This window comes from Fontimonas sp. FW305-C-3 (assembly GCF_058783185.1).
Window position 1 is genome coordinate 726,426 of record NZ_JBYSYK010000002.1, and the last position, 20,301, is coordinate 746,726.

Consider the following 20,301-nt stretch of genomic DNA (forward strand, 5'->3'; position numbering starts at 1 on the left):
CCAATAAAAAACCCGCCGAGTGGCGGGCGGGTTGCTGCTTCAAACTTCTATCTAATCCAGAACGAGAAGGTCATCGTCGACCGATATCTCTGGGTGCGTTCGTCCTTGGTATAGCTCGGGCCACTGACCAGATACGCATGAGGCTCGATGGCCGCGCGGGCGGCCTCGGTCAGCGTGACGATGCCGGTTGCTCCGGTACCGTCATTGTCCGACCAGCCGTCAAGCTGAACTTGCACGTTGTCGACCGGGGAAATGTCGTCGAGAACGTTGTCCGGCGTGGAGACCGGAATGAACCAGGTCATGTAGGGCGCTGTCGCCTTCTGAGGCGCATCTCCATGCGGGTAGACGCGCGGAGGATTGGCAATGATCGCTGTCACCGCAGCTGATGCCTGAAGAAGCGACTTGACTGGCGGCAGCATCAGCCTTTTACCCTGTTCATGCGCTTAAGCTTATTCAAGACGCGGCGGATGCCGGCGTTGATCTCACTTACAACAGTGTCCAGAGCCTGGCGCTTCTTGGACTCAAAGGCAGGGCGAATCGCTGGCATTGGGGCGCGCTTCTCAGTCCCATACTCAAGCAGTCGAGCAACCTGTGTCGTGGTGACTGGCTTTGAACCTGTCGCCTCTGGATACTTCTTGTTGCGAACGCGCACAACCATGCGCTCCCCATTTACCCCCGGAGCCGGGCGGCTTCGCGTTACAGAGATATTCTTCTCGTAAAGTCCGGTCGACTCGCTCGGCAGTCCGTCCGAGTTCGGCTCAGCTACGATGCGCTGAACGTTACCGATCCATTCCTTCTGAATGACTTGCGCACCCTTGCGAAGTGCCGATCGGACCACGCCGCCGCGCCGGCTGACGAGTTCAGGCGGAAGCCCGCGGAGCGTATCAACCACGCCCTCCAATCCCTCGAGTCTCACGAACTCACTGGCCACTGCTAACTCCATCTCGACACTTCAGCCGATATTCCCGGCGGGCAGTGGCATCTGCCTCGATGCTAGTGATGTCGTAGACCTTGCCGTCCCAGAGAATTCGCCAAGTCGGATCCATTCCTGGGAACCACCCTAGGTTGATCCGAGCCGTCGTCTCAGCCTGCTTTGCTGCAGCGGCGAGATATTCGGAACCAGGACCGGTCAGAACCTCCGCCGGAACTTTGTCGAGAGGCGTATCCGAATCGAGATAAACAGTTGCCCAAGTGAAATCTACTGCCCCAGACTCCGAATCCGTGACCTCCAACTTCTCTTGGAAGTGGATCCGGTGCCTGTATCGCTGCGCCTGCATCACACGCCCAGATTGCAGCGGTAGGGCATCAGAAGGGTTTCTGCCGCCTTGCGGAACTTCTCGACGTCCTCGGGTTTCGTGCCCTCGTAGCTGCACTGCGCCAGTCGCATCACTGCGACCCACACCGAATGCGGCATTGTTGGAGGCGGCTCACTGCTCTCGCTCGATTCGCAGGGGCAGATGTCGCCGAATGATCGGCGATCCATAAACTGGAGCGCCTCGTCCTCGGCACCGTCGAGTAATTTCTGGATGAGCGCATCGTCAGCCGCATGGATGACGCGCGCGAACATCCGGAATTCTTCGACGGTCGTGATGCTCACGCAGGAATCCTCTCGAATGCGATCCAGGTCTTGTCAACCCTGGTGATAGGTGCGCCGGCTTCGTACATCTCGTCCAGAACTTCCCGGACGTCGACCGTGCCGCGGTCGTGGTAGTCGTGCCAGATGATGATCCCGCCCGGACGGACGATCTGGCGGGCCAAAGCGGTGTCGTGTTCAACCGCCTCGCGGCCATGATCGCCATCAATGAAAATGGCATCCGCAGGCGCCAGATTCTCTGCTTTCAGATCAAAGGATCCCTTCGCGCTCAGAAGGAGTTGGAAACGTTCATCGGCTTTGGCCAAATGGCCGGGATGTGCCGGCACTTCGTTGCGCTGCACATGTTTTGCAAAGTAGTACCCCGGCAGGACGTCAATGCCCTGATACAGCTCGAGCGTCTTGACGTTGTCGAGCAGCGCCTTGGCAGTGCGGCCCTCGTTTACACCGAACTCGAGCATGCCAGTTGCATTGACACTCCGAACCAAAGCCACCAGGACTTCGAGTTCCCCAGGGTTCAAGAAGCGCTTTGGCAGCCCGTTCCAGTTGATCGACTGGATGTTCAGCGATTTCTGAGGCAGGACTGGCAGTTTCATGCGCCCACCCAATGCGCCACTTGCGCGTTAGCTGTCGGCACGACAAATAGGCCACGCTCTTCAATTGCCTGCTGAACTCCTAAACACCGCTCCCATCCGTAGTCGTCAAACACAAGAACACCTCCTGCACTCATGCGGGGTAGAAACCAGTCGATCGCCGCAAGCGTCGAAAGGTAGAAATCGAAGTCGATGTGAACTAAAGCAAACCGGCGCTCCGCATGAGGAGCAGCGGAATCAGGGAAGTAACCTCGGACCAGTCGAACATTCGGCACTCCAGAGCAGAGCTCACGAACCGAGTAGAACGGCGCATCCGAAAATTCCCCGATCTGGTGCCACTCCTCTGACCTCCACGCCTTCTGAGGAAGGCCTTGGAAGGTGTCAAACCCAAACACATGGCGCGATGGGAAAGCCTCTGCAATGGCCTTGATCGTCCCGCCCTTGTAGACCCCGCACTCCGCGAAATCGCCGGGCACATTGGCCAGTCGGCCAGCGATATCAAGCAAAGAGTCCAGCTTCGGACCCTCAATGAGCGAGTTCATTGAGCCCCGCGAAATGGCGCAGATCCCGGATTGCCTTGGGCATGTCGATGGCTTTCTGGCAGTCGTGGTTGTGGCTGAAACACCGGCAAGGTTTGATCGGATCGATGCCCAGATACGGCGAACCCGTGGCACCAGCGGAGAACGAGGAAGAGTCCTCATATCCGCCGACAACGACGCAGACCGGCGTCTTGACCGCTTGCCCAAGAACTGCAGCAAACCCCGGAGACGTGTAGACCAGAGCCGATCGCTTGATCAGTGCGGCCATCGTTTCGAAATCGAGCTCGCCCTTGTGAAGTTCGACGTCAGCCTTGATCGGCTTGCCAACCATCCATTCCAGAGTCGGCTGAAAATCGGCCACGCTGACCACGAAGAAATGCTCGCGGATCGATTCGATCAATCCTGAGTAGGCTTCATAGTCCGGATTCCGAGCCCGACAACCGCTCCATTCCTTGCGCTCGTTCAGGGGCCGATAGAACAAGATGGGTTTGTTCGGCTGCCATTCGGCAATGAGTTTGTCCGCGCGTGCCATCCATGCGTCAGGCACCGGCAGACTGAAGTCCCGCACAGGCACATTTGCGCCGGCGCACATTGCAGCTAGGACCGAGCCGGCGCGGCGGACTGTGTCTGGCGGATACCAGATCTTCATCTGGCTCACGTTGGCCGGCGGACGGCGCTTCGAGAACTTGCCAGCCTCGCGGGCCGCGTTCTTGGCCTGAGTCCGCAGTTGTGAGCCGCGGTCAAGCAGTTGCAGCCGGTCGCCGATAAGGTCGTGATAGACCGATGGCCACGGCGTTTCAAGCCATACCCGGCGCGACTTCATCAGATGCTGGACGATCGCTCGCTGATGCAGATTGTCGCCCAAGCCATGCATGCCATGAATGATCGTTTCTGGCACTGGAGACTCCTTGATGTTCAGCGCCTCTTCCAACCGCTGTCGCGGGAACATCGTCAGGACGGTATCTCGTGATGCATTGACGATCTGGATACCTGGGTTCGCCTTGGCAAGCTTCTCGAAGTGGCCAGGCCACTGAGCCACGCTCCCCGCATTCCCTAGTCCTTTCGGATGATCGCCATGCCAGTGCGAACCCTTGGCCGCGCTGCAGTCGTAGCCGAGCATGATGATTCGCTTGGCACCAAACAGAGTGATCGCCGCCTGCATGCATCCAGATCCGGAATTGCCGTGCCACGTATTTCGAGGGGGGCCGAAGCGCGGGATCTTTGCCGATGGTGGTAAGCAAGCCAGCGTGTAGCACTCACCGGAGAAAGTCCGACGCACTTCGTGGATGTACTTGTCCCACCACTGCTTGTCCATGGCGCAGAGAACATCTGCCCACGGAGCAATCTTGAATGTCGTGTTTGCGACGATTACGCCGCGGTCTTTCGGCGCTTCTTCGCGCCAACTTTTGACTCGTTCGCAGTCGTCTGCGGTGAGGCTTGGACCGCTGGCGATGCAGACAACTTCGCGCCAACGGCCTGGCTGGGGTCCGCTTCGACCGCCTTCAGGATCTTGACCAGACCTTTCCGCTCAAGCGCCTTGGCAACCTGTTCCGATACCTCGAACCGATCACCGCGCGCGCGCCCGCCACCGTGATCAAAGCCGGTCAGGCTCTCTACTTCCGTCATGGAGTTCTCCAACGAAGAAGGGGCCCGAAGGCCCCTTCTTGTTTCGCGGTGGTTTTACGATGCCGGCAGGCCGTCGAAGTCGCCCTTAACGAAGGCTTCCGGACGGAACACCGTCAGACCAACGCGCTCTTCAGCGAGGATCGTGACCATGTTCTTCACGAAGTTGTCGCGATCCTGGGTGCTGATCGTGACGTTCGCGTCCTCGCGATCCCAGCCCTGCGCGCCCATTGCGAACGCACCGACCAGGAAGTCCTCGGCGTCCATCGCCTTGGTCGCGACAACCGGACGACCCCAGAGACCCGGAGCAGCCAAGCCACGCGGCGTGGCAAACAGGTAGGCGTTGTCCGTCGTCTTGGTCAGCTCAATGGCCGTCCAGTCGATCGGGTTCAGCACGATACCGTCTGCGCTGTACTCGGCCAGTTCAACCTGCAGCAACGCGATGCGAAGACGGTCAATAGCCGTTTCCGCCTGGACGGTAACGCCCGGGTTCGCGTAGGCGGTTGCCTGCGTGTAGATGCCGTTGATGTTCAGACCAACGCCGGAACCCTTCAGCAGCTGAGCCTCTTCCTTGATCTTCAGACCGTAGATGAGGCGCCCGTTGATGTAGGCCTGCAGCATGCCGGCATCTGCGAGAACCTGCTTCGAAGCGCGAATCCAGTGCGCGATCGTCGCGATCGGCGCCTGATCCAGTTCGAAAGCCAGATCCGATTCCGGCTTCGGGTTCGTCGGGTTTTCCGACACGACATTCGCGTTGTTGGTGAAGCCCGTCTCGCGGACGTACTCGATGCTGTTCGAGCTGGTGCGCCCCCAGTTCAGGAGGTCACGCAGGAACAGACGCTGGTTCGGCGTGGCCACGATGCCTGGGACGCGCGTCGGTTCGATCAGCTCACCGGCGGAGGCAGGCTGGCTGGTGACCGCAGCATGCACGGAACCGACCTTGACCGACACGGAGCCGGCCATGTTGGCGTTGAAGTTCTTGACCGCATCCGACTCGGACACGACCTCGCCCAGGGACTTCACGGCCTGCTTGCCACCGCCGCCGTTCTCGAGCTTCGCGATGACCTGCTCCGCGGCGCGGAGGTTGGCCTTCAGCTCGCCCTGTGCAGTCAGCAGCTCGTCGACCTTTGCCTTGGTCTCTTCCGACATCTTGGCGTGCGCCTTGATTTCGGTCTGTGCCTTCTCGGCGTTTGCCTTGATCGCATCGCCGACTTCTTTCAGCGATGCCTTGATGGACTTGACGTCCTCGTCAACGGTACTCATGGATATCTCCTAGATACGGGTAAGGGATGCGGCGATCGCCGCGATTTCTCGAAATGCGGCGGGATCACCCGCGCCGGTCATGTCTGGATCACCCGAGACACCGCCGACCGCGAGATCGGACTTGAACTGCGAAATCAGGGTTATTGCTTGGGCTTTGTTGAGGCCCGAAGCGCGGAGCGCGGATTCCATGCGGCGCGCGGCAGAGGCCTTCGCCTTCGCTTCTTCTTTGCCGATCTCGTCGGAATCCAGCAGCGCGTCAGCGAAACCACGCTCGACCGCGGCAGAGCCGCCGATCCAGGTTTCGTTGTCCATCGACTTGTGGATGGTCTTGCGGTCTTCGCCGGTGCGCGTGGCGTAGATGTCCGCCATCGCCTCGTCGAACGGCTCAAGAGTGTCAGCGACCGAGCGTAGATCGTGCCGGTTGCCGATGGCCATGACCCAGGCGTTGTGGATCATCAGGAAGCCAGCGCGCGCGATCTGCACCTTGTCGCCGGCCATGGCGATGATCGAGGCCGCGGAGGCCGCGATACCCAAGACCTTCACCGTCACTTCGCCCTGATGCTCGCGGAGCATGTTGTAGATCGCGAGGCCCTCGAACAGATCGCCGCCCGGCGAGTTGACGTTTACCGTCACCGGACCAGAGCCGATCGCGCGAAGTGCGCCGGCAATGCGCTTGGCCGTCACGCCTTCACCGGTCCAGAAGTCCTGACCGATGACGTCGAGGATCGAGATCGTGTTGTCCTTCTCGTCTGCGGCGCGGATGCTCGTGTCCCACTGCGCGAGCGCGCGCGGCGACAGCGACGTTCCGACATCCGAGCGCGGGCGACCCGCCGGCGCGGCCGGCAGATTGGAATTCTTCATGGGGTGAGCCTTGGCCTACTCGGCCGGTTCGTTGAGTTGCAGCCAGTTCTTCAAAGCTGCTCGTGCGGCCGCGCTGTCGGTCTGCATGCCGATCGCATCCAGAGGGACCATTGCTGACTGCACCGTCAGCTCTGCGGCGTTACCGCCAACCGGTTCGCGGTCTTCGAGCTCGCGGCATTCGTCGCGGGTCAGGATTCCGTTGTTCACCATGGCGGTGTAGAACGAGGATCGGCCAGCGCTGTCAGCGCGCAGCAGGCCTTCGACAGCAAACTTCGGGTAATACCGGAGCCGCTCGCCGGCGGTGAGCAGATCCTTGCTGATTGCCTGCTCGATGCGGCGCAGCCATGGCGCCAGCGTGAATGTCAGGAAACCGATCATCTGCTGCTCTATGCCGGTCCCCCAGCTCGTCGATTTCTCCGCGTGGCCAACCATGAATGGCGGGACACGGAACCAGCGGCAGATTTCCTCGACGCTGAAGCCGCGAGACTCAAGCAACTGCGCATCGTTCGGGTTGATACCGAGCGTATCCGCCGACATTCCACCTTCCAGAAGCGGAGACTTGCCTGCGTTCAGCGCGCCAGAAACCGCCTTCAGGTTCTCGCGGAATTCTTCTCGCTGCTTTTCTTGAAGTACGCGGTCCATCTTGAAATAGACCGTCTGCATCAGGCCCGAGTCGAACGTCTTGTTCGCGGCCATATCGGCGGCCTGAGCCGAGCCAAACACATTGGCGCCGTACTGAATCACCGAAACTCCGCACTCACCGTCGAGCGAGAATCCGGGGATCATCCATATCCGGTCATTCGGGATGATGCGCTGCTTGCCGTCCCGATCGGTGTAGCGGTACTGCTTACGTCCCTGGCCGTCGCGGGTAATCGCGAGCCGCCCAGGCGCCAGAAAGTTGAGGCCGACAATCCGGCCGTTGAGCATCAGCTTCTCGATGTATGCCGCGCCGATCATCAGCATGGCGGCAACTACTGATTCCCAGAAGACCGCGGCGCTGGAATCCGCATTCGGCTGATCGTGGATCAGCATCTGCAGTTGGTGCTGGGGCGCTTGGCGCTTGCCACTCGACGTCTTCTCGTACATCGACAGCGGCAATGTCGCGATGGTCTCCGAGATCAATCGGACACAGGCCCAGACCGCTGACAGCTGCATCATTGTCCGCTGATTGACCGTCTGGCCGCTCGTCGAATTGGCGCCGATCCAGGCGTTCCAGAAGTCGCCGTCAGTCAGATGGATGGGCACGCCAAGCCACGACAGCACAGATGCCTTGAACCGACCCGGTTTCTTCGCCATCGGCTTCATCGTGCGATCACCGGGTTGCGGATGAATTCCATTACGTCACCGCCTTCCTGTGGTTGCATCGCCCGCGCCATGGCTGTGCAAAGCGCTACGAATGGGTCGATCTTGTTCTCGGGGCGTTCCTTGTTAGGGAACACGTTGTCCTTGCGATCGACCTTGGCAGTGACGTTAGACATGGCCCAGTTCATGACTGGGTCGCCGTTGTGGAACAGCTTCCGATCACAGATCAAGGCCTCGACCTGCTTCATCGGCTCACTGAAATTGAGGACCGTTGGTCCGACCTCGACCATCGGGAGGCCCGCTTCCTGCAGGGCGGTAACCAACATGGTCGCGTTGTGCGGATCAAATCCGATCTCGACGATCTCGAAGAGCTTCGCCGCGTCAGTCAGATCCTCCAGAACATGGAAGTAGTCGGTCTGATTGCCGGGAGTTGCCGACAGCCAACCTTCCTTGTGCCACGCCTGGTAGTGCTGGTTCTCAGGTTTGAGGATCGTTTCCTCGGGCAAGTAGTACTTGCCGAACCGTGCAAACGTGCCGTCATCAAGGGGGAACAGAAACTCAAGAGCCGTAAGGTCGATCTTGGACGCCAAGTCCATTCCGACGAAACAGCGCTTGCCGTAGAAATCTTCGATCTTCAGCTCGCGCTTGCACTCGGCATAGCGCTGCATGTTGATGAACGCATCGCGCGCCTGAACCCAGATGTTCAGGTGCTTTGTCTTGAAGTGCCCCTGCTTTCGCGGGTTGTTGATCGCGTCGCGCTGCTGAGCCAGCAGAAACTCGCCGGACACCGAAACGTCAAAGTTCGGATTCGCCTTGCGAAGCGCTGACTCGCTCGTCCAGTCGTCTTCGTTGTCGACAGTGTAGATCAGAGCGAACGTGCGCTCGTCCTCGACGATCCCTTCGAGAATCTTCTGGCACTGAAGCCAGTCGTCACGACACGGCCCCGCGACATTGTCGCCGGCGGTCGACACGATCGCCGACAGCGGCTGCTCGCGAGCGCCCATGCCGGTCTCCATCGTCGCCAACTGCTCGTCCGTGGCGTGTTCGTGGTACTCGTCTGTAATCGAGCAGTGCGGGCTCGCGCCGTCGCCGGGCTTGCCGATTACAGGCTCGAACTTCGCCATCCCTTCCTTGATGGTCAGGGTCTTGGCGTTCACCTCGACGCCGAACGCAGACTGGAAGTCGGGCACCAGCTTGGCCATCTGCCGCGCCGGCCCGAACACTTCCCACGCCTGCTTCTCGCTCGTGGCGCCCGAGTACACCTCGGCGCCGGGCTCGTTGTCCGCGGCGAACATGTAGAGGCCGATCGGCGCGACGGCCAGCGACTTGCCGTTCTTGCGCGGCACATACAGCCGAGCCTTGCGGAACCGGCGGAGCCCGGTCTTCTTGTGCACCCAGCCGAAGATGGAGCCGTAGAAGAAGCACTGCCATCCCTCGAGCTTCAGCAGTTCGCCCCGCGCTGCCCACTTGCCCTTCACATGCGGAAACTTCTCGGCGAACCGGCACGCCCGCTCGGCCTTATCCGGGTCGAACCGGTACGGGAACGATGCGCGTGCTTCCCTATCTCGCCGGTGACGCTCACACGCAAGCCGGATCCACTTGCACGCGATGATGTCGCCAGAAATCACCCCGGAGACATAGGCCTCCAGAGCCGCAACGTGAGGCGCCGGCTTCACAGGTCAGAGAAAGCGTTCTTCGGCTTGGCCTTCGGCACGGCAATCTTCGACCGCTCTGAGGGGTTCATGCCCATCTTCCCGAGCATCGAATCCAGTCGACTCAGCTTGCCGTCAGAAACGTCCTCGATCTTCACGCGCCGGGTCAGCGCCAGCAGCTTGGCGGCGATCTCGAGATGCGTCCGATCACTGTCGCCGAGCGAACCTGGCAGGGAGTTGGTGACCAACTCGTCCCAGCAGGACCGTTCGTCCTCGAGCAAGTAATCCGGAGGCGGGCCGATGCCTAGCTTTGGCTGGCCTTCGAGTTCGCGCTCAGGTTTGCGCTGCGGATTTCTCTTGTACGCGCCCCTCAGCTCCAGGACGTTTGTCGGTGTCCGGGGGCGTCCCATGGCTCAACTCTTTAGTTTTGTGGATGTGAGAAAAAGGCTGGGCGCTCGTGCTGCAATGCAACACATTCAGACTTTTTACCCACCCCTATAGGGTCTGATTAACGGATTCGTGCCTCGGGGAGTCATTCCCATCGAGGTCAACGGCTGGGCGCATGTCCTTCTCGTCCTCAGCCAATGCAGAGATCAGCGTGTCCAGCTTCGCTTCGATGCGGTCGAGCTGGGTTGGCTCTCGCTCCCGTCCTGATTGATCGTCGGCTTGCATGTGTTCCCGAATGCTCCGTTCTCTCGTGCCGTCTTGGCCGAGTGACATGCCTTGCAGAGTGACTGCAACTGCTCGTCGCCTACATCCTCATGGGCATTGCCATGGATATGGTCGACCTGGTCGGCGAGTGCGTTGCAGCCCTCTGCCTGACATGTGTAACTATCGCGGGCCAACACCCTAAGACGCTGTATGCGCCATGCCTTGCTGCCTGTGTTGAGTGCCCGCTTGGTCTGCCTGCTGGGCAGTGGCGCCTGATGGCGCTTGGCTCCCGTCACCCTGCTCTTATGGATAGGGGCGCGGTATGGCATTGGTTCGCCTCGGGAGTCCGACCTTTTAAGCCTTACTCGGACGTCCTTGGTTCTCAGGCCTAGGGCGCCTTTCTCAATGGGGACACGCCGCTGAGTACGGCGTTGCCGAAGCGAATAGAGGGAACGAAAAAGCCCCACCGATTTGGCAGGGCTTTTATTTGTGGCGCATGAACCACCACACTGGTTTTGACGATATCTGGTATCCCTTAAGACGTCAAGTGTTCATTCCAGCCATGCGCATGCTCATGCCCAGCTCGCGCTTAATGAGGCCCATCATTACCTTGCGCTGGTTGTCATTGAGCTCCATGCGCTTCTGGATGTCTTGCCACTCCAGACGAGCTTCAAAGCGGAACTTGACCAGGTCGGACCATAGCCGCGGCCAACGGCGCATCTCGACATGGATCGTGTAGATGGCCAGCCATGACGATCTGCTCAGTGCCTCGACATTTGCCAGAGTGGGGTCGCTGTGGCCAGCAGCTGCTGTCAGCTTCCGGTCAGTGTCGTCCATGGTGCTTGGATCGAACTCGGCGGCCAGAATGCGGCCCGCGCTGGCTTCGATCTTCCGGAGATCCTTGCACAGTGCACCCCAGAGCCATAGCCAAGTGTCGATGGTGTCGCTCTCGCGTTGCCTCAAGGCTTCTTCTCCAGGACAGCAGGGATGATCGGCAACTGAGCGCCGGCGGGGACTTCTTGGAATGATTCGCTGTGCACACGAACGCCGAATCCCTGTAATCCACAGGCGGCGCTGACGATCTCTGCATCTCCCGGCAGATTGAGGATGCGCTTCTCCCCCCTCAGTAGAGCCGCAAGGCAGGCGATCGGGATCAGATAGACGCGCGCCTTCATGCCGCTTCCCCTTTGAGGAGTTCCCGCGCCATCGCCTTGTACTTCTGCTCGATGGCCTTGAGTTGTTCAATGGTGTACTTGGCTGGCGGATGCGGACCTTCGAGCCATTCGACTTTGGCGAGGCCGATGCGCGCGATCAGGTTGACCTTGTAGGCTGCTGAAACCGTTCTGGCCTTTACAACGTGGTTGTACGAGCCGCTATTGCAGCTCTTGCATTGACGAGCGGCGTTGAGAGGTTCGAAGCGCAATTCGGGGTATGCGCCGACGCCGAGGAAGTGCCCGCAGTCCCACGCGCCACCGGGCTTCCATCCGTCAGTGCTTTGAACCTCATGCTCTGGCCGCAGGCACGAGATGCACGGCAGGCCAGCATCGCGAAGGCGGATGTACCGGTTGAACCAAGCCTGAGCGCGCGGGGTTATGTCTCGGCGATTTGCGTTCTTAGCCTTCCACTCGCGCTTTTCCTTCCTCGCCTGCTTCCGCTGGATCGTCTTCGCCAGAGTCAGCGCACACGCAGCACTGCACCATTTCTCCATGCTGCTGAATGGAGTGAATGGCTTCCTGCAGTCCTTGACTGCGCACTTCCTCGGACGGGGCTTGCTGATCATGCGAGCACACCTTTCCCTGCAATGGCCGAGACAATCGAGCTGGTTGAATGCCCTTCGAACCTGTCGGTGATGTACACCCTGCCACCGGCCTTGAGTACTGCGCGCTCGCCGGCGATCGGCTGGCCCGCGTAGTCGCCGCCCTTGACCAGAACATCTGGCAGGATCTGCTCAATCAGCGAAGTGGGCGTCTCCCCGTGAAACGGCACCACCCAGTCAACGCATTCCAGAGCGGCAAGCATCTGCATACGGTCGGCCAATTTCAGGATGGGGCGGCCTGACCCTTTCAGCTGTCGCACGCTCTCGTCAGAATTCACTGCAACAACCAGAATGTCTCCCTCGGCTTTGGCAGCTTCCAGGCATCGAATGTGGCCTGCGTGGAGGATGTCGAAGCATCCGTTGGTCAAAACCACTTCCTGACCATCAGCCTTTGCTTTGGCAGTGACATTCTTCAGCTCAGCCAAACAGAGAACCTTTCCTGTGGGCTGAAATAGCTCGTGAGCGCTGACGGTAGCCGTTCCCGCCTTCCCTACAGCGATTCCAGCCGCACGATTTGCGAGCTCGCAGGCTGAGGCCATGTCCATACCTTCAGACAACGCAACAGCAAGAGCCGCAACTACAGTGTCGCCAGCGCCAGTGACATCGAACACCTCGCGAGCCATTGACGGAATAAGAAGCGGGTCTTGGCCACAGCGCAGAAGAGCAACGCCTTTCTCACTGCGAGTCAACAGCATCGCCTGAATGTCATACTGGTCGAGCAACTGTGTGGCGCGGGCGAACAATTCATCATCCGTCGCCGACTTCCCAATGACTGCCTCGAGCTCGGCCATGTTAGGAGTTATCACTGTCGCGCCAGCGTACTTCGACCAATCAGCGCCCTTCGGGTCGACGATCAAGATGCAGCTGCTATCTATTGCCTTGCGGATAAATGAGGCCGTTGTGGTCGGGTCCAGAACGCCTTTCGCGTAATCGCTCAGCACTACGACGCTGTAACTGAACACAGTCTCCTGAAAGTGCTGGTGAAGCATGGTCTCCGTTTCAACCGGCGCTGAGCTGTCATGGTCGACTCTGAGAAGTTGCTGACCACCTGACATGTACCTGACTTTCGTCGTGGTCCAGTGCGCCAGCGATGCGAGCAAATGCATCGGTATGCCATGCGCATTCAGCTGCTTTCTGAGCAATTCTCCGTTGTCATCAATGCCGACATAGCCAGCCAACGTCACCTGTCCGCCTAGGCTCTTGATGTTCATGGCCACATTCGCGGCGCCGCCTGGCCTGTCAAATGACTTCTGAACCTTGAGAACAGGAACGGGGGCTTCGGGAGAGATGCGCTCTACAGAGCCCTCCAGATAGCGATCGAGCATCACATCGCCAACGACCAGGATTCGGCTCATGAGCTCACCATGTCGTCGATGGTCGCGCAGATACAGTGCAAGATTAGCCCGTGCACTTCTTGGATATTGGCCGTTACCGAAGCGGCCGCACGAAGCTCGATCGTTGGTCTCAACTTCGCCGCACTTCCGCCGTCTCCACCGGTCAGCGCAATGACTGACATTCCCGCAGCCTGAGCTGCAGCAATCGCGTTGACCACGTTCTCTGAGTTGCCGGATGTCGATATGGCAATCAGCACATCGCCCGCGCTTCCAAGGCCATCGATCTGGCGCGCGAATACGTGCTCATAGCCATAGTCATTGGCAATGGCCGTCAGCGCCGCAGAATCTGCTGTGAGCGCCACACAGGGAAGAGAGCGTCGCTCGCTCTTGTAGCGACCAAGCAATTCGGCCGCAAAGTGCTCTGAATCAGCTGCTGATCCGCCATTGCCACAAATGAGAACCTTGCCGCCGGCGATCAACGCTTGGCATATCAGATGAGCTGCGCCTTCTATATCCGCGGCAAGCCCGATGGAAGCGCGTTTAGCAGCAATGCTGGACTCGAACATCCCTGCAATGTCATTCATTGGCTGCCCCCAGCTTTATGACTCTTGGGTTTGTCCTCGACAAACCATTCCGGGTTCGGCTCCGGGATCACAACGCCATGCATAGCCGCGCGGTGCACTACGAATTCCCAGAACTGCGAGAACAGCAGTTTTCCAATAACCGACCGCTTGCCGTTCTCGTCCTTCGTCGTGGTGCGCTTCGGGCGCTGCTTCCGCTTGCCGAGGATTTCGTACTCCTCCCAGCCCCAGAACTCGCCGCAGAAGTACTCGTGGAGTTCCAACTTCTCCGCTTCACCGCGTAGGCCCATGTGTTCCATTAGAGGGGGATAGGCCACGCCGAAGAGCGCGTTGTTCTGAGGCTCACTGCGGGGCGGCTGGTATGGCTTGACGTCGATCTGCAACGGGCCGACCGCCAGCATCGTCTCTGCGGCCTTGTAGACGGCGACCAGCGTCTCGCGCATACGAGCCTGGCGGACGATGAAGGAGCGACTGTCGCTCACCGACGCAGGCCCTTCTGCTTCTTCACTTCTTTCACGAAGATGAAGCCAAGCAAGATGGCAAAGACGAACAGCGCAACTGCTGCCGAGATCCAGATCGGTGACAACACCCACCACCATGACCAGCCGATGTAGCCGGTCAGCTTCAAGCCGATGAAAAGGATCGTCAGCAGTCCGACAAACCCGATGCCGCCACTATTCTTCGATTCGTTGCTCATGCAGCCTCCTTGAGTTGAGCCATCAGTTCCTTCGCTGCCGCGCGCAGATCAGCCGCCAGTGACGGCCCTGCCCTCGTCAGCGATGAAATCCAGTCCAGGTAGCCCCGGCGATGCTTGTTGCTCGGCATCTCGGCAACGGTCTTTGCGGCCATCCAGAAGTGGCGCGAGGCCATGCAGTCGTTGCGCTTGCGCTTGTCACGCGAGTGGCAGTCGCAGGCGATGACGCCGGTTGCCGGGAAGCATTGCGGGCGGGATGGGAGCGTCATGCGACAGGCCTCGGCGCGATTTCGAGCAAAAAGGATGGGCGCCCGACTTCTGGAACCCTCACATCCTTAATGCGAAGAAGTCCCTGGAGGCGGAGCCGCGCTGCACGACGCCGAATGGCCTCGTATCCAAGGCCGAGCGCAACCGCAATTTCGCCGTAAGTCTTTGGCCCATCACTTAGGGCTGCGACGATCCGTTGATCGTGGGGACTCATGCCGCCGGCCTCCGCAGGCTGGCGCCGGTCATCTCGACAAGCGTTGCGCCTTCACGAACCCGATCAGCGACTCGCTCGCCAAACGCCGCGTTGAAGCCTGCTGCCGCGATATTGGTCGTGATGATCGTCCGCCCCATGCGGCCGGAGTCATACCGCTGGCAGATCAATTCCTGGATCAGTTCTGTGTCCGCGGCTTTGCCGGATCCGAGATCGTCGAGCATCAGGAACGGAGCCGTGGCGTAGCGGCTCAAAACCTGATCCTCCGTGAACTCACCATTGCGGTTCCAAGTCGACCGAATCTGGCGGCAATAGTCCGATGCCGACACGTACAGCGATTGCATGACACAGCGGTCAATCAGGGCGCGCATCAGCTCGCAGGCGCGGTGGGTCTTGCCGGATCCGACAGTCCCCGAAAGAACCAGCGGCCCTTGTTCCGACCCTTCTACCGCAGCGGCGTACCACTTGGACTCTGCCTTGCGGGGAGAGCCGGCCTTCACGTCAGAAAATTTGTGCGGGATGCCGCAGGAGCCGTGCAGATACTCGATCCGCTCGACGCGCTGTTCTTCCTTGCGGCGAATGTCCTCACGCGCCCTTTCTTCGTCACCGCACTTCTGGCAGCTTGTCCAGCGATCGATGCTGCCGAACTGATACTTGCGGGACAGGTATTCCCCGTGCGATCCGCACTCGGAAACCTTTTTCCTCCCGGCCTGAATCTCAGCTTGATCATGCTCGTTGAGTTCGATCATTTGCCCCATCCTTGCCCGTAGGCCTGTTCACCAATGTGGACGCCAGGACGCTTCGCGGCTTGCGTGGTCCCGGCAGATTTGATTTCAAAAACGCCCTTCCAGCCGTTCATCGTCGACTGGTCGAGAACGGTTGCCGGCGAGTGCCCAGCCGTGCGGAGTTCTTCGAGTTTCCCGATCAACAGCGTCACCGCCCGATCAGTCAGCGGGCTTCGGATCCGCTTGCGCATCTCGACGAATGCCGCCCACTCGGTTCGCGGAAGCCAGTCAGGCAACGCGATTGCATCCGATGACGGCGCGGATGCGCCTTTTCTTTTATCTTTGTCTTTAGATGTTGTTGCTTTAGGGTTGGGTGCATCTGGTGCGGGTTTGAATGCACCAGATGCGGGTTTGACCCCTTCCAAACCGGCATCTGCTGCGGGTTTGGCATCCATACCCGCACTAGCTGCGGGTTTAACTTCATCCAAACCCGCATTTGATGCGGGTGCATCTGCTGCGGGTTTGAGGTTCAAGCCCGCATCTGCTGCGGGTTTGCAGGCGTTGATTTGGTAGATTGCGTTGGCGTGTCCGCGCTGCTTTCGGCTGATGAAGCCGCCATCGACAAGCGTCTTGATGGCGTTTTGCACGGCCCGCTCGCAGATGCAGGTGAACTCACAGATCGAGGCAATCGACGGCCAGGCCGCGCCGGAATCGTCCGCGTAGTCGGCAAGCGCGATCAGCACGGCCTTGGCGGTGGCTGGCATCTTCAGAGGCCGGACGGCATTGGTGATCGCCTTGGACATTTAGGCGGGCTGCCCCGCCTTGCGGTCGAGGTGAGCGCGCATTGCCGGCGTGAAGAAGCCCTTGCCGATCGCAGCCCATGCGAAGGGGTTGGGCTGGCAATCGAGTAGCTGTTCAGCCTCGGCCAGCGCCAGCCATTCGCTGACGTACTTCAGAGCGCGCTCCAGCGCGAGGTCTGCCGGAGTGGGCGTGTATGCCTCGCACTCGCACAACTCAGCCCAGGCGCTCACTGCAGCGCCCTCAGTTCGCGCTCCAGCCTGCAGCGCTCGTTGATGCAGTTCACGATGATCTGCTTGGCCTCGAACTCCGCCGAGACAACGCTGGCGAGCTTCGATCGCAAGATGAGACGGCGGAACGGTCGGAGTAGCCATTTCATGCGGCCCTCGCTTTGGCGAAGAACTCCGCAATGTGGTTGTTCTTCTGCCGCTCGGCTTCCAACTGCTCGCGCAGCTCGCGGTTCTCACGTTCGACGTCGGTTTCGTACCGGCGAATGGAGCGCGGGTCATAGCCGCGGCTGTGCAGCAGCCAGAGCAACGGCAGTTCGTTGCCGCAGGCATCCATGAGGCGATCCAGAAACTCGCCCTTAACGCCCGCATCGCCCTGCTTGATGCGCGCCCATGTCGGGGAGTCGATGCCGGTATCGATGGCGACGGTCTTGTCGATCGATCCGACCATCTCCGCGCACTTCGCAATCGCTTGCGGCAGGCCCTTGATGTTGGGAAGGATCGACAGGTCAACTGCGATCGCGGGGCGCTTAACGCGCAGGTCTAGTTGATTCGTCATGCCAAAGACTCCAATTGCGCAGTGGCCTGGGATAGCTCGCTCTTCAAGCGCTCTATTCGAGCGCCAACAGCGACGCGTAGTGCGTCCGCGTCAATCAGATTCAGTTTTGCGAATTCACCGTGCAGTCGAGTCGCAGCCTCGTTGTATGCGAAGGCAGCCTCTACGTCGGTAGAGAAGACGCCGAGATAGACCGATTCGCCATTTGCGACGAGTCGCGACATGTAGCTCCCATTCTTGAGAGCTTCGACCCCTCTGCTTCCGGAGTGCTTCCGGCGCCTGCGAATGGAGTTCGCTGAATTCTGCGCAGGGGTGCATACGCGAATATTGGATCGGCGGTTGTCGATGCCAATATTGTTTATGTGATCGACGAACTGGCCGCGCGCTGGGGACAGCAACATCCGATGCATTGACACTCTCTTTCCGTCTAGGAAGGTTCCTGCATAGACATGGGAGCCGGTAACGCACGCATGCCATTTGTGCGGAGCAAGCAAGGGCAGATCTTCACGATCAACGATGGCCGTATAGCCCTTCGACAACTTGATTTCTGCGTGACTCACAAGGCTCCTTAATGAAGTTGCGTTGCGTTGTGGGTCAGGCCGTAGACAAAATTTCGCCATGACACGTACAGCGCAAGAACCGAAGAAGAAGCCCCCGCACGAATGCGAGGGAGTAAGCCGAGCCGGGGTAAGCTCGCCTTTGGGGTCTGTGCTGATCCTGCTGATACGCGCAGATCAGAAGCGGTGCGTGCTGTTGCAGCGCGCAGGGGTGATTGATGAAGCGGGGCTGATGGCGATGTGTCAGTCATGAGCACGCCCAGCTATGATTCGAGCGCCGTACTGGCCTTGGGGGCGCAATATGAAACTCGTAATGATTCGATTCGCGAAAGCAGACGATGGGACCATTACTTCTCGGCTGAAGGAGGTCCTGATGCCGGTCGAGAGCTACCTGAAAAAGGTTTCTGGCGGTCAGACTCAGCGCGTCACGATGTCCTACGACGGCAGCCTGATTCTCTGGTTCGTGAATGTCCGCTTCGCTTCCTCCCAACTCACCAACGACCTGCGCAACACCGAGTTCGTCTCGGTTCACGACGAGATATTGGTGACAGCCATGGAGACGGGCCAGGATCATGCGGCGATCAGCCTGAATGTTGCGAAAAGCTGGCTGGCAAAAACTCTGCCGCCATAACCCAAGGCCTACGCACAAACCCGAGCGTCAGCACTTCGTACCAGCGCGCTGGATTGTTCGGGTTATCACGCTCGCCGAACAAAGCGAGAATGAAACTGCTGTCCGCGCGCTCCAAAAGCATGTGCATTGGCGTCAGCACTTTCGCGCCACGTTTCCATGCGGAACTGAGGACGATCCTCGTCCAGATCGGCTGCGCCCTGAGCCAGTTGGCGTGTTCGATGTTCATCCCGTCAAGCCGCCCGCTGCTCTGGGGAGGGGCCGCGCTTTTCGGCGAACCGCTGCATAGCGGTCAGGTTCGCGTAAGTCGGATTCTTGATCTCGCCCTGAATGAACTTCGCGAGCCAGTGGCGGTTGACGCCAGTCGCAGCGGCGACCTCATCGATGGTTAGTTCGGAGGCTACCTTGCGGGCAACCACTTTGCGGATGAGCGAATCAATGTTCATGCCGCATAGAGTAACGCATTACTCAGACTCTGAGCAACCTATTGCTCAATGCTTGAGTAAATATTTGCTTACTATGGAAAAATCACAGCCTCGCGCGCGTCTTTCCTCCAATCTCCGGCTGCTTATGGATCGAGCCGGACTGACTGAACGCGCGCTAGAAGCTAAATCAGGCGTGTCTCAAAAGACCATCAACAACATGCTCAACGGCAGAACACAGCCGGGGCTGGAGAATGTGCAAAAGGTGGCCGAGGCATTCAATTTAAACCTCATGCACATGATCTCCGACACGCTTGAAAAAGACATGGACGGCACCGGTACAATTGCTGAGCTGACCAAGCATTTTCGCGATGCTTCTTCAGAGGGACAAGATGCAATCCTGGCCCTCGCTCGGCGCGAGGCAAAGAGAAAGTAACCACGCTACTCTGAGTGAGCGCTGATTATTCACGGGGGAGGACATGAGGAAACTGATTGCTCTATTGTCTGTTGTTGCCATACAGACAGCCTGCACCACTGCAGGCCCATATGTCACAAACATATCCAGTGATGGAAACTACGGACTGAACATCGAAAAGTGCGCAGTTCAGATGAACGCGTTTCTTGGCGTAGTCTCCAATACGGAATGCACTTCGCAGAACATCAAGCTGCAGGGCGCACTAGCCGATAGCAACTATCAGAGGCCACCGGCGCCAGTTGGAACAACTAGCCCCGACAAAGAAGGCAAAGGCCGCATAACGATTCGATAGACCTGATTCCGAAAGCTCGACCCCGCCAAGCGCGGGGTTTTCATTGAACTACTTGAGTATTTTGTTACTTGACATACTCTTGATTGAGTAATATTCTACTCCCATCAACCACGCCAACCGGCAAGGAGATGGGGATGTCGAAGAAAGCAGAACTGCAGGCCTGGGACTCAATCCCTGACTCCGACAAGGCGCTGGTGATTCGCACCTGCGCTGCGGACATGACCGCTCACAGCGCATTCAAGTGGCCGGAGTCGGGCATGGTCGAGTGCCCGGACTGGAAGGCGACCGCCGCGTGCGGCAATGGACTGCACGGCCTGATCGACGGCTTTGGCGACTGGTCGCTGACGAGCAATGCAATCGACGCCAAGTGGCTGCTGGTCGAGGTGGTTCGCGCTGAATGCGTCGAACTGAACGGCAAGGTCAAATTCCCGCGCGGCAATGTGATCTTCGCTGGCTCAATGGCCGATGCGATGACCCGCATGTCGAACCATCAGATCAAGCTACTGTTGAGCGCGGCGAAGGCTACGCCGAGCGACGATCCGAAGAACGTTAGCGACGAGGATTTCAGCCGCCTCGCTGCATCGGGCTACGCCAGCCGCCTCGCTGCATCGGGCAACGCCAGCCGCCTCGCTGCATCGGGCTA

Annotated in this window: 32 protein-coding genes; 3 read left to right on the plus strand and 29 right to left on the minus strand. The window is 59.3% G+C overall.

The window, feature by feature from the left end:
• Positions 1 to 47: 47 nt before the first annotated feature.
• The 27 genes from AC3WUF_RS09560 to AC3WUF_RS09690 form a co-directional block, all read right to left on the minus strand.
• Positions 48 to 419, minus strand: coding sequence for a DUF3168 domain-containing protein (locus AC3WUF_RS09560; RefSeq protein WP_492424851.1), 372 nt, complete (start codon positions 417 to 419; stop codon positions 48 to 50).
• The gene (locus tag AC3WUF_RS09565; RefSeq protein WP_492424853.1) at positions 419 to 931 is read right to left on the minus strand and encodes an HK97-gp10 family putative phage morphogenesis protein; all 513 of its coding nucleotides are present in this window, start codon (positions 929 to 931) and stop codon (positions 419 to 421) included. The genes AC3WUF_RS09560 and AC3WUF_RS09565 overlap by 1 nt, the downstream gene beginning before the upstream one ends.
• Positions 921 to 1,277 (minus strand): phage head closure protein, encoded by a 357-nt coding sequence (locus AC3WUF_RS09570; protein ID WP_492424855.1) that lies wholly within the window; start codon positions 1,275 to 1,277, stop codon positions 921 to 923. Before AC3WUF_RS09570 ends, AC3WUF_RS09565 begins: the two co-directional genes overlap by 11 nt.
• Positions 1,277 to 1,597, minus strand: a complete 321-nt coding sequence (locus tag AC3WUF_RS09575; protein ID WP_492424857.1) for a head-tail connector protein — start codon at positions 1,595 to 1,597, stop codon at positions 1,277 to 1,279. Before AC3WUF_RS09575 ends, AC3WUF_RS09570 begins: the two co-directional genes overlap by 1 nt.
• Positions 1,594 to 2,187: a class I SAM-dependent methyltransferase gene (locus AC3WUF_RS09580; protein ID WP_492424859.1), complete on the minus strand. Its 594-nt coding sequence runs from the start codon at positions 2,185 to 2,187 to the stop codon at positions 1,594 to 1,596. The genes AC3WUF_RS09575 and AC3WUF_RS09580 overlap by 4 nt, the downstream gene beginning before the upstream one ends.
• Complete coding sequence (locus AC3WUF_RS09585) at positions 2,184 to 2,726, minus strand: TylF/MycF/NovP-related O-methyltransferase (protein ID WP_492424861.1); 543 nt, start codon at positions 2,724 to 2,726, stop codon at positions 2,184 to 2,186. Before AC3WUF_RS09585 ends, AC3WUF_RS09580 begins: the two co-directional genes overlap by 4 nt.
• Positions 2,710 to 3,885 carry a hypothetical protein gene (locus AC3WUF_RS09590; RefSeq protein WP_492424863.1) on the minus strand — a complete coding sequence of 392 codons (1,176 nt, stop codon included), beginning with the start codon at positions 3,883 to 3,885 and terminating at the stop codon, positions 2,710 to 2,712. Before AC3WUF_RS09590 ends, AC3WUF_RS09585 begins: the two co-directional genes overlap by 17 nt.
• 206 nt (positions 3,886 to 4,091) lie before the next feature.
• Complete coding sequence (locus AC3WUF_RS09595; RefSeq protein ID WP_492424865.1) at positions 4,092 to 4,349, minus strand: hypothetical protein; 258 nt, start codon at positions 4,347 to 4,349, stop codon at positions 4,092 to 4,094.
• Positions 4,350 to 4,403: 54 nt separating this feature from the next.
• On the minus strand, positions 4,404 to 5,609 hold the full coding sequence (locus AC3WUF_RS09600) for a phage major capsid protein (RefSeq protein ID WP_492424867.1): 1,206 nt from the start codon (positions 5,607 to 5,609) through the stop codon (positions 4,404 to 4,406).
• A 9-nt stretch (positions 5,610 to 5,618) separates the two neighbouring features.
• The gene (locus AC3WUF_RS09605; protein WP_492424869.1) at positions 5,619 to 6,470 is read right to left on the minus strand and encodes a head maturation protease, ClpP-related; all 852 of its coding nucleotides are present in this window, start codon (positions 6,468 to 6,470) and stop codon (positions 5,619 to 5,621) included.
• A gap of 15 nt (positions 6,471 to 6,485) precedes the next feature.
• Positions 6,486 to 7,775: a phage portal protein gene (locus AC3WUF_RS09610; protein ID WP_492424871.1), complete on the minus strand. Its 1,290-nt coding sequence runs from the start codon at positions 7,773 to 7,775 to the stop codon at positions 6,486 to 6,488.
• The gene (locus tag AC3WUF_RS09615) at positions 7,772 to 9,448 is read right to left on the minus strand and encodes a terminase large subunit (RefSeq protein WP_492424873.1); all 1,677 of its coding nucleotides are present in this window, start codon (positions 9,446 to 9,448) and stop codon (positions 7,772 to 7,774) included. The genes AC3WUF_RS09610 and AC3WUF_RS09615 overlap by 4 nt, the downstream gene beginning before the upstream one ends.
• Positions 9,445 to 9,834 carry a hypothetical protein gene (locus AC3WUF_RS09620; RefSeq protein WP_492424875.1) on the minus strand — a complete coding sequence of 130 codons (390 nt, stop codon included), beginning with the start codon at positions 9,832 to 9,834 and terminating at the stop codon, positions 9,445 to 9,447. Before AC3WUF_RS09620 ends, AC3WUF_RS09615 begins: the two co-directional genes overlap by 4 nt.
• A 784-nt stretch (positions 9,835 to 10,618) precedes the next feature.
• Complete coding sequence (locus tag AC3WUF_RS09625; protein WP_492424877.1) at positions 10,619 to 11,038, minus strand: hypothetical protein; 420 nt, start codon at positions 11,036 to 11,038, stop codon at positions 10,619 to 10,621.
• Positions 11,035 to 11,250, minus strand: a complete 216-nt coding sequence (locus tag AC3WUF_RS09630) for a hypothetical protein (protein WP_492424879.1) — start codon at positions 11,248 to 11,250, stop codon at positions 11,035 to 11,037. The genes AC3WUF_RS09625 and AC3WUF_RS09630 overlap by 4 nt, the downstream gene beginning before the upstream one ends.
• Positions 11,247 to 11,855 carry a recombination protein NinG gene (locus tag AC3WUF_RS09635; RefSeq protein ID WP_492424881.1) on the minus strand — a complete coding sequence of 203 codons (609 nt, stop codon included), beginning with the start codon at positions 11,853 to 11,855 and terminating at the stop codon, positions 11,247 to 11,249. Before AC3WUF_RS09635 ends, AC3WUF_RS09630 begins: the two co-directional genes overlap by 4 nt.
• Positions 11,852 to 13,246: a bifunctional D-glycero-beta-D-manno-heptose-7-phosphate kinase/D-glycero-beta-D-manno-heptose 1-phosphate adenylyltransferase HldE gene (hldE, locus tag AC3WUF_RS09640; RefSeq protein WP_492424883.1), complete on the minus strand. Its 1,395-nt coding sequence runs from the start codon at positions 13,244 to 13,246 to the stop codon at positions 11,852 to 11,854. The genes AC3WUF_RS09635 and hldE overlap by 4 nt, the downstream gene beginning before the upstream one ends.
• Positions 13,243 to 13,809: a D-sedoheptulose-7-phosphate isomerase gene (locus tag AC3WUF_RS09645; protein ID WP_492424885.1), complete on the minus strand. Its 567-nt coding sequence runs from the start codon at positions 13,807 to 13,809 to the stop codon at positions 13,243 to 13,245. The genes hldE and AC3WUF_RS09645 overlap by 4 nt, the downstream gene beginning before the upstream one ends.
• Positions 13,806 to 14,288, minus strand: coding sequence for a hypothetical protein (locus AC3WUF_RS09650; RefSeq protein ID WP_492424887.1), 483 nt, complete (start codon positions 14,286 to 14,288; stop codon positions 13,806 to 13,808). The genes AC3WUF_RS09645 and AC3WUF_RS09650 overlap by 4 nt, the downstream gene beginning before the upstream one ends.
• Positions 14,285 to 14,503, minus strand: a complete 219-nt coding sequence (locus AC3WUF_RS09655; protein ID WP_492424889.1) for a hypothetical protein — start codon at positions 14,501 to 14,503, stop codon at positions 14,285 to 14,287. Before AC3WUF_RS09655 ends, AC3WUF_RS09650 begins: the two co-directional genes overlap by 4 nt.
• Positions 14,500 to 14,769 carry a hypothetical protein gene (locus tag AC3WUF_RS09660; RefSeq protein ID WP_492424891.1) on the minus strand — a complete coding sequence of 90 codons (270 nt, stop codon included), beginning with the start codon at positions 14,767 to 14,769 and terminating at the stop codon, positions 14,500 to 14,502. The genes AC3WUF_RS09655 and AC3WUF_RS09660 overlap by 4 nt, the downstream gene beginning before the upstream one ends.
• A gap of 208 nt (positions 14,770 to 14,977) precedes the next feature.
• A complete protein-coding gene (locus AC3WUF_RS09665; protein WP_492424893.1) occupies positions 14,978 to 15,727 on the minus strand; it encodes an ATP-binding protein in 750 nt (249 codons plus the stop codon).
• On the minus strand, positions 15,724 to 16,506 hold the full coding sequence (locus AC3WUF_RS09670; protein WP_492424895.1) for a helix-turn-helix domain-containing protein: 783 nt from the start codon (positions 16,504 to 16,506) through the stop codon (positions 15,724 to 15,726). Before AC3WUF_RS09670 ends, AC3WUF_RS09665 begins: the two co-directional genes overlap by 4 nt.
• A complete protein-coding gene (locus AC3WUF_RS09675) occupies positions 16,507 to 16,734 on the minus strand; it encodes a hypothetical protein (RefSeq protein WP_492424897.1) in 228 nt (75 codons plus the stop codon).
• Positions 16,731 to 16,880: a hypothetical protein gene (locus AC3WUF_RS09680; RefSeq protein WP_492424899.1), complete on the minus strand. Its 150-nt coding sequence runs from the start codon at positions 16,878 to 16,880 to the stop codon at positions 16,731 to 16,733. The genes AC3WUF_RS09675 and AC3WUF_RS09680 overlap by 4 nt, the downstream gene beginning before the upstream one ends.
• Positions 16,877 to 17,287: a hypothetical protein gene (locus AC3WUF_RS09685; protein WP_492424901.1), complete on the minus strand. Its 411-nt coding sequence runs from the start codon at positions 17,285 to 17,287 to the stop codon at positions 16,877 to 16,879. The genes AC3WUF_RS09680 and AC3WUF_RS09685 overlap by 4 nt, the downstream gene beginning before the upstream one ends.
• Complete coding sequence (locus AC3WUF_RS09690) at positions 17,284 to 17,844, minus strand: hypothetical protein (protein WP_492424903.1); 561 nt, start codon at positions 17,842 to 17,844, stop codon at positions 17,284 to 17,286. The genes AC3WUF_RS09685 and AC3WUF_RS09690 overlap by 4 nt, the downstream gene beginning before the upstream one ends.
• 298 nt (positions 17,845 to 18,142) lie before the next feature.
• Between AC3WUF_RS09690 and AC3WUF_RS09695 the strand changes: the two genes are divergently transcribed.
• Positions 18,143 to 18,472 (plus strand): hypothetical protein, encoded by a 330-nt coding sequence (locus AC3WUF_RS09695; RefSeq protein ID WP_492424905.1) that lies wholly within the window; start codon positions 18,143 to 18,145, stop codon positions 18,470 to 18,472.
• Here AC3WUF_RS09695 and AC3WUF_RS09700 read toward each other — a convergent pair.
• Together AC3WUF_RS09700 and AC3WUF_RS09705 are read right to left on the minus strand one after the other, a co-directional pair.
• On the minus strand, positions 18,423 to 18,698 hold the full coding sequence (locus AC3WUF_RS09700; RefSeq protein ID WP_492424907.1) for a hypothetical protein: 276 nt from the start codon (positions 18,696 to 18,698) through the stop codon (positions 18,423 to 18,425). The two genes, AC3WUF_RS09695 and AC3WUF_RS09700, sit on opposite strands and share 50 nt — an antisense overlap.
• A gap of 4 nt (positions 18,699 to 18,702) precedes the next feature.
• Entirely contained in the window at positions 18,703 to 18,915 is a 213-nt protein-coding gene (locus AC3WUF_RS09705) for a hypothetical protein (RefSeq protein WP_492424909.1), read from the minus strand.
• On the opposite strand from AC3WUF_RS09705, the gene AC3WUF_RS09710 reads away from it, so the two are divergent.
• Positions 18,908 to 19,327 (plus strand): helix-turn-helix domain-containing protein, encoded by a 420-nt coding sequence (locus tag AC3WUF_RS09710; RefSeq protein ID WP_492424911.1) that lies wholly within the window; start codon positions 18,908 to 18,910, stop codon positions 19,325 to 19,327. The two genes, AC3WUF_RS09705 and AC3WUF_RS09710, sit on opposite strands and share 8 nt — an antisense overlap.
• 465 nt (positions 19,328 to 19,792) lie before the next feature.
• On the plus strand, positions 19,793 to 20,301 hold a 509-nt coding region (locus tag AC3WUF_RS09715; protein ID WP_492424913.1), incomplete at its 3' end, for a DUF7666 domain-containing protein.

Coding starts and splice junctions, on each gene's coding strand:
- AC3WUF_RS09560 (WP_492424851.1), bottom strand. CDS start 419: ATGCTGCCGCCAGTCAAGTCGCTTCTTCAGGCATCAGCTGCGGTGACA.
- AC3WUF_RS09660 (WP_492424891.1), bottom strand. CDS start 14,769: ATGACGCTCCCATCCCGCCCGCAATGCTTCCCGGCAACCGGCGTCATC.
- AC3WUF_RS09680 (WP_492424899.1), bottom strand. CDS start 16,880: ATGAAATGGCTACTCCGACCGTTCCGCCGTCTCATCTTGCGATCGAAG.
- AC3WUF_RS09590 (WP_492424863.1), bottom strand. CDS start 3,885: ATGCAGGCGGCGATCACTCTGTTTGGTGCCAAGCGAATCATCATGCTC.
- AC3WUF_RS09645 (WP_492424885.1), bottom strand. CDS start 13,809: ATGAATGACATTGCAGGGATGTTCGAGTCCAGCATTGCTGCTAAACGC.
- AC3WUF_RS09710 (WP_492424911.1), top strand. CDS start 18,908: ATGTTCATGCCGCATAGAGTAACGCATTACTCAGACTCTGAGCAACCT.
- AC3WUF_RS09580 (WP_492424859.1), bottom strand. CDS start 2,187: ATGAAACTGCCAGTCCTGCCTCAGAAATCGCTGAACATCCAGTCGATC.
- AC3WUF_RS09630 (WP_492424879.1), bottom strand. CDS start 11,250: ATGAAGGCGCGCGTCTATCTGATCCCGATCGCCTGCCTTGCGGCTCTA.
- AC3WUF_RS09605 (WP_492424869.1), bottom strand. CDS start 6,470: ATGAAGAATTCCAATCTGCCGGCCGCGCCGGCGGGTCGCCCGCGCTCG.
- AC3WUF_RS09685 (WP_492424901.1), bottom strand. CDS start 17,287: ATGACGAATCAACTAGACCTGCGCGTTAAGCGCCCCGCGATCGCAGTT.
- AC3WUF_RS09670 (WP_492424895.1), bottom strand. CDS start 16,506: ATGTCCAAGGCGATCACCAATGCCGTCCGGCCTCTGAAGATGCCAGCC.
- AC3WUF_RS09570 (WP_492424855.1), bottom strand. CDS start 1,277: ATGCAGGCGCAGCGATACAGGCACCGGATCCACTTCCAAGAGAAGTTG.
- AC3WUF_RS09665 (WP_492424893.1), bottom strand. CDS start 15,727: ATGATCGAACTCAACGAGCATGATCAAGCTGAGATTCAGGCCGGGAGG.
- AC3WUF_RS09635 (WP_492424881.1), bottom strand. CDS start 11,855: ATGATCAGCAAGCCCCGTCCGAGGAAGTGCGCAGTCAAGGACTGCAGG.
- AC3WUF_RS09655 (WP_492424889.1), bottom strand. CDS start 14,503: ATGAGCAACGAATCGAAGAATAGTGGCGGCATCGGGTTTGTCGGACTG.
- hldE (WP_492424883.1), bottom strand. CDS start 13,246: ATGAGCCGAATCCTGGTCGTTGGCGATGTGATGCTCGATCGCTATCTG.
- AC3WUF_RS09610 (WP_492424871.1), bottom strand. CDS start 7,775: ATGAAGCCGATGGCGAAGAAACCGGGTCGGTTCAAGGCATCTGTGCTG.
- AC3WUF_RS09585 (WP_492424861.1), bottom strand. CDS start 2,726: ATGAACTCGCTCATTGAGGGTCCGAAGCTGGACTCTTTGCTTGATATC.
- AC3WUF_RS09700 (WP_492424907.1), bottom strand. CDS start 18,698: ATGAACATCGAACACGCCAACTGGCTCAGGGCGCAGCCGATCTGGACG.
- AC3WUF_RS09600 (WP_492424867.1), bottom strand. CDS start 5,609: ATGAGTACCGTTGACGAGGACGTCAAGTCCATCAAGGCATCGCTGAAA.
- AC3WUF_RS09705 (WP_492424909.1), bottom strand. CDS start 18,915: ATGAACATTGATTCGCTCATCCGCAAAGTGGTTGCCCGCAAGGTAGCC.
- AC3WUF_RS09595 (WP_492424865.1), bottom strand. CDS start 4,349: ATGACGGAAGTAGAGAGCCTGACCGGCTTTGATCACGGTGGCGGGCGC.
- AC3WUF_RS09695 (WP_492424905.1), top strand. CDS start 18,143: ATGAAACTCGTAATGATTCGATTCGCGAAAGCAGACGATGGGACCATT.
- AC3WUF_RS09620 (WP_492424875.1), bottom strand. CDS start 9,834: ATGGGACGCCCCCGGACACCGACAAACGTCCTGGAGCTGAGGGGCGCG.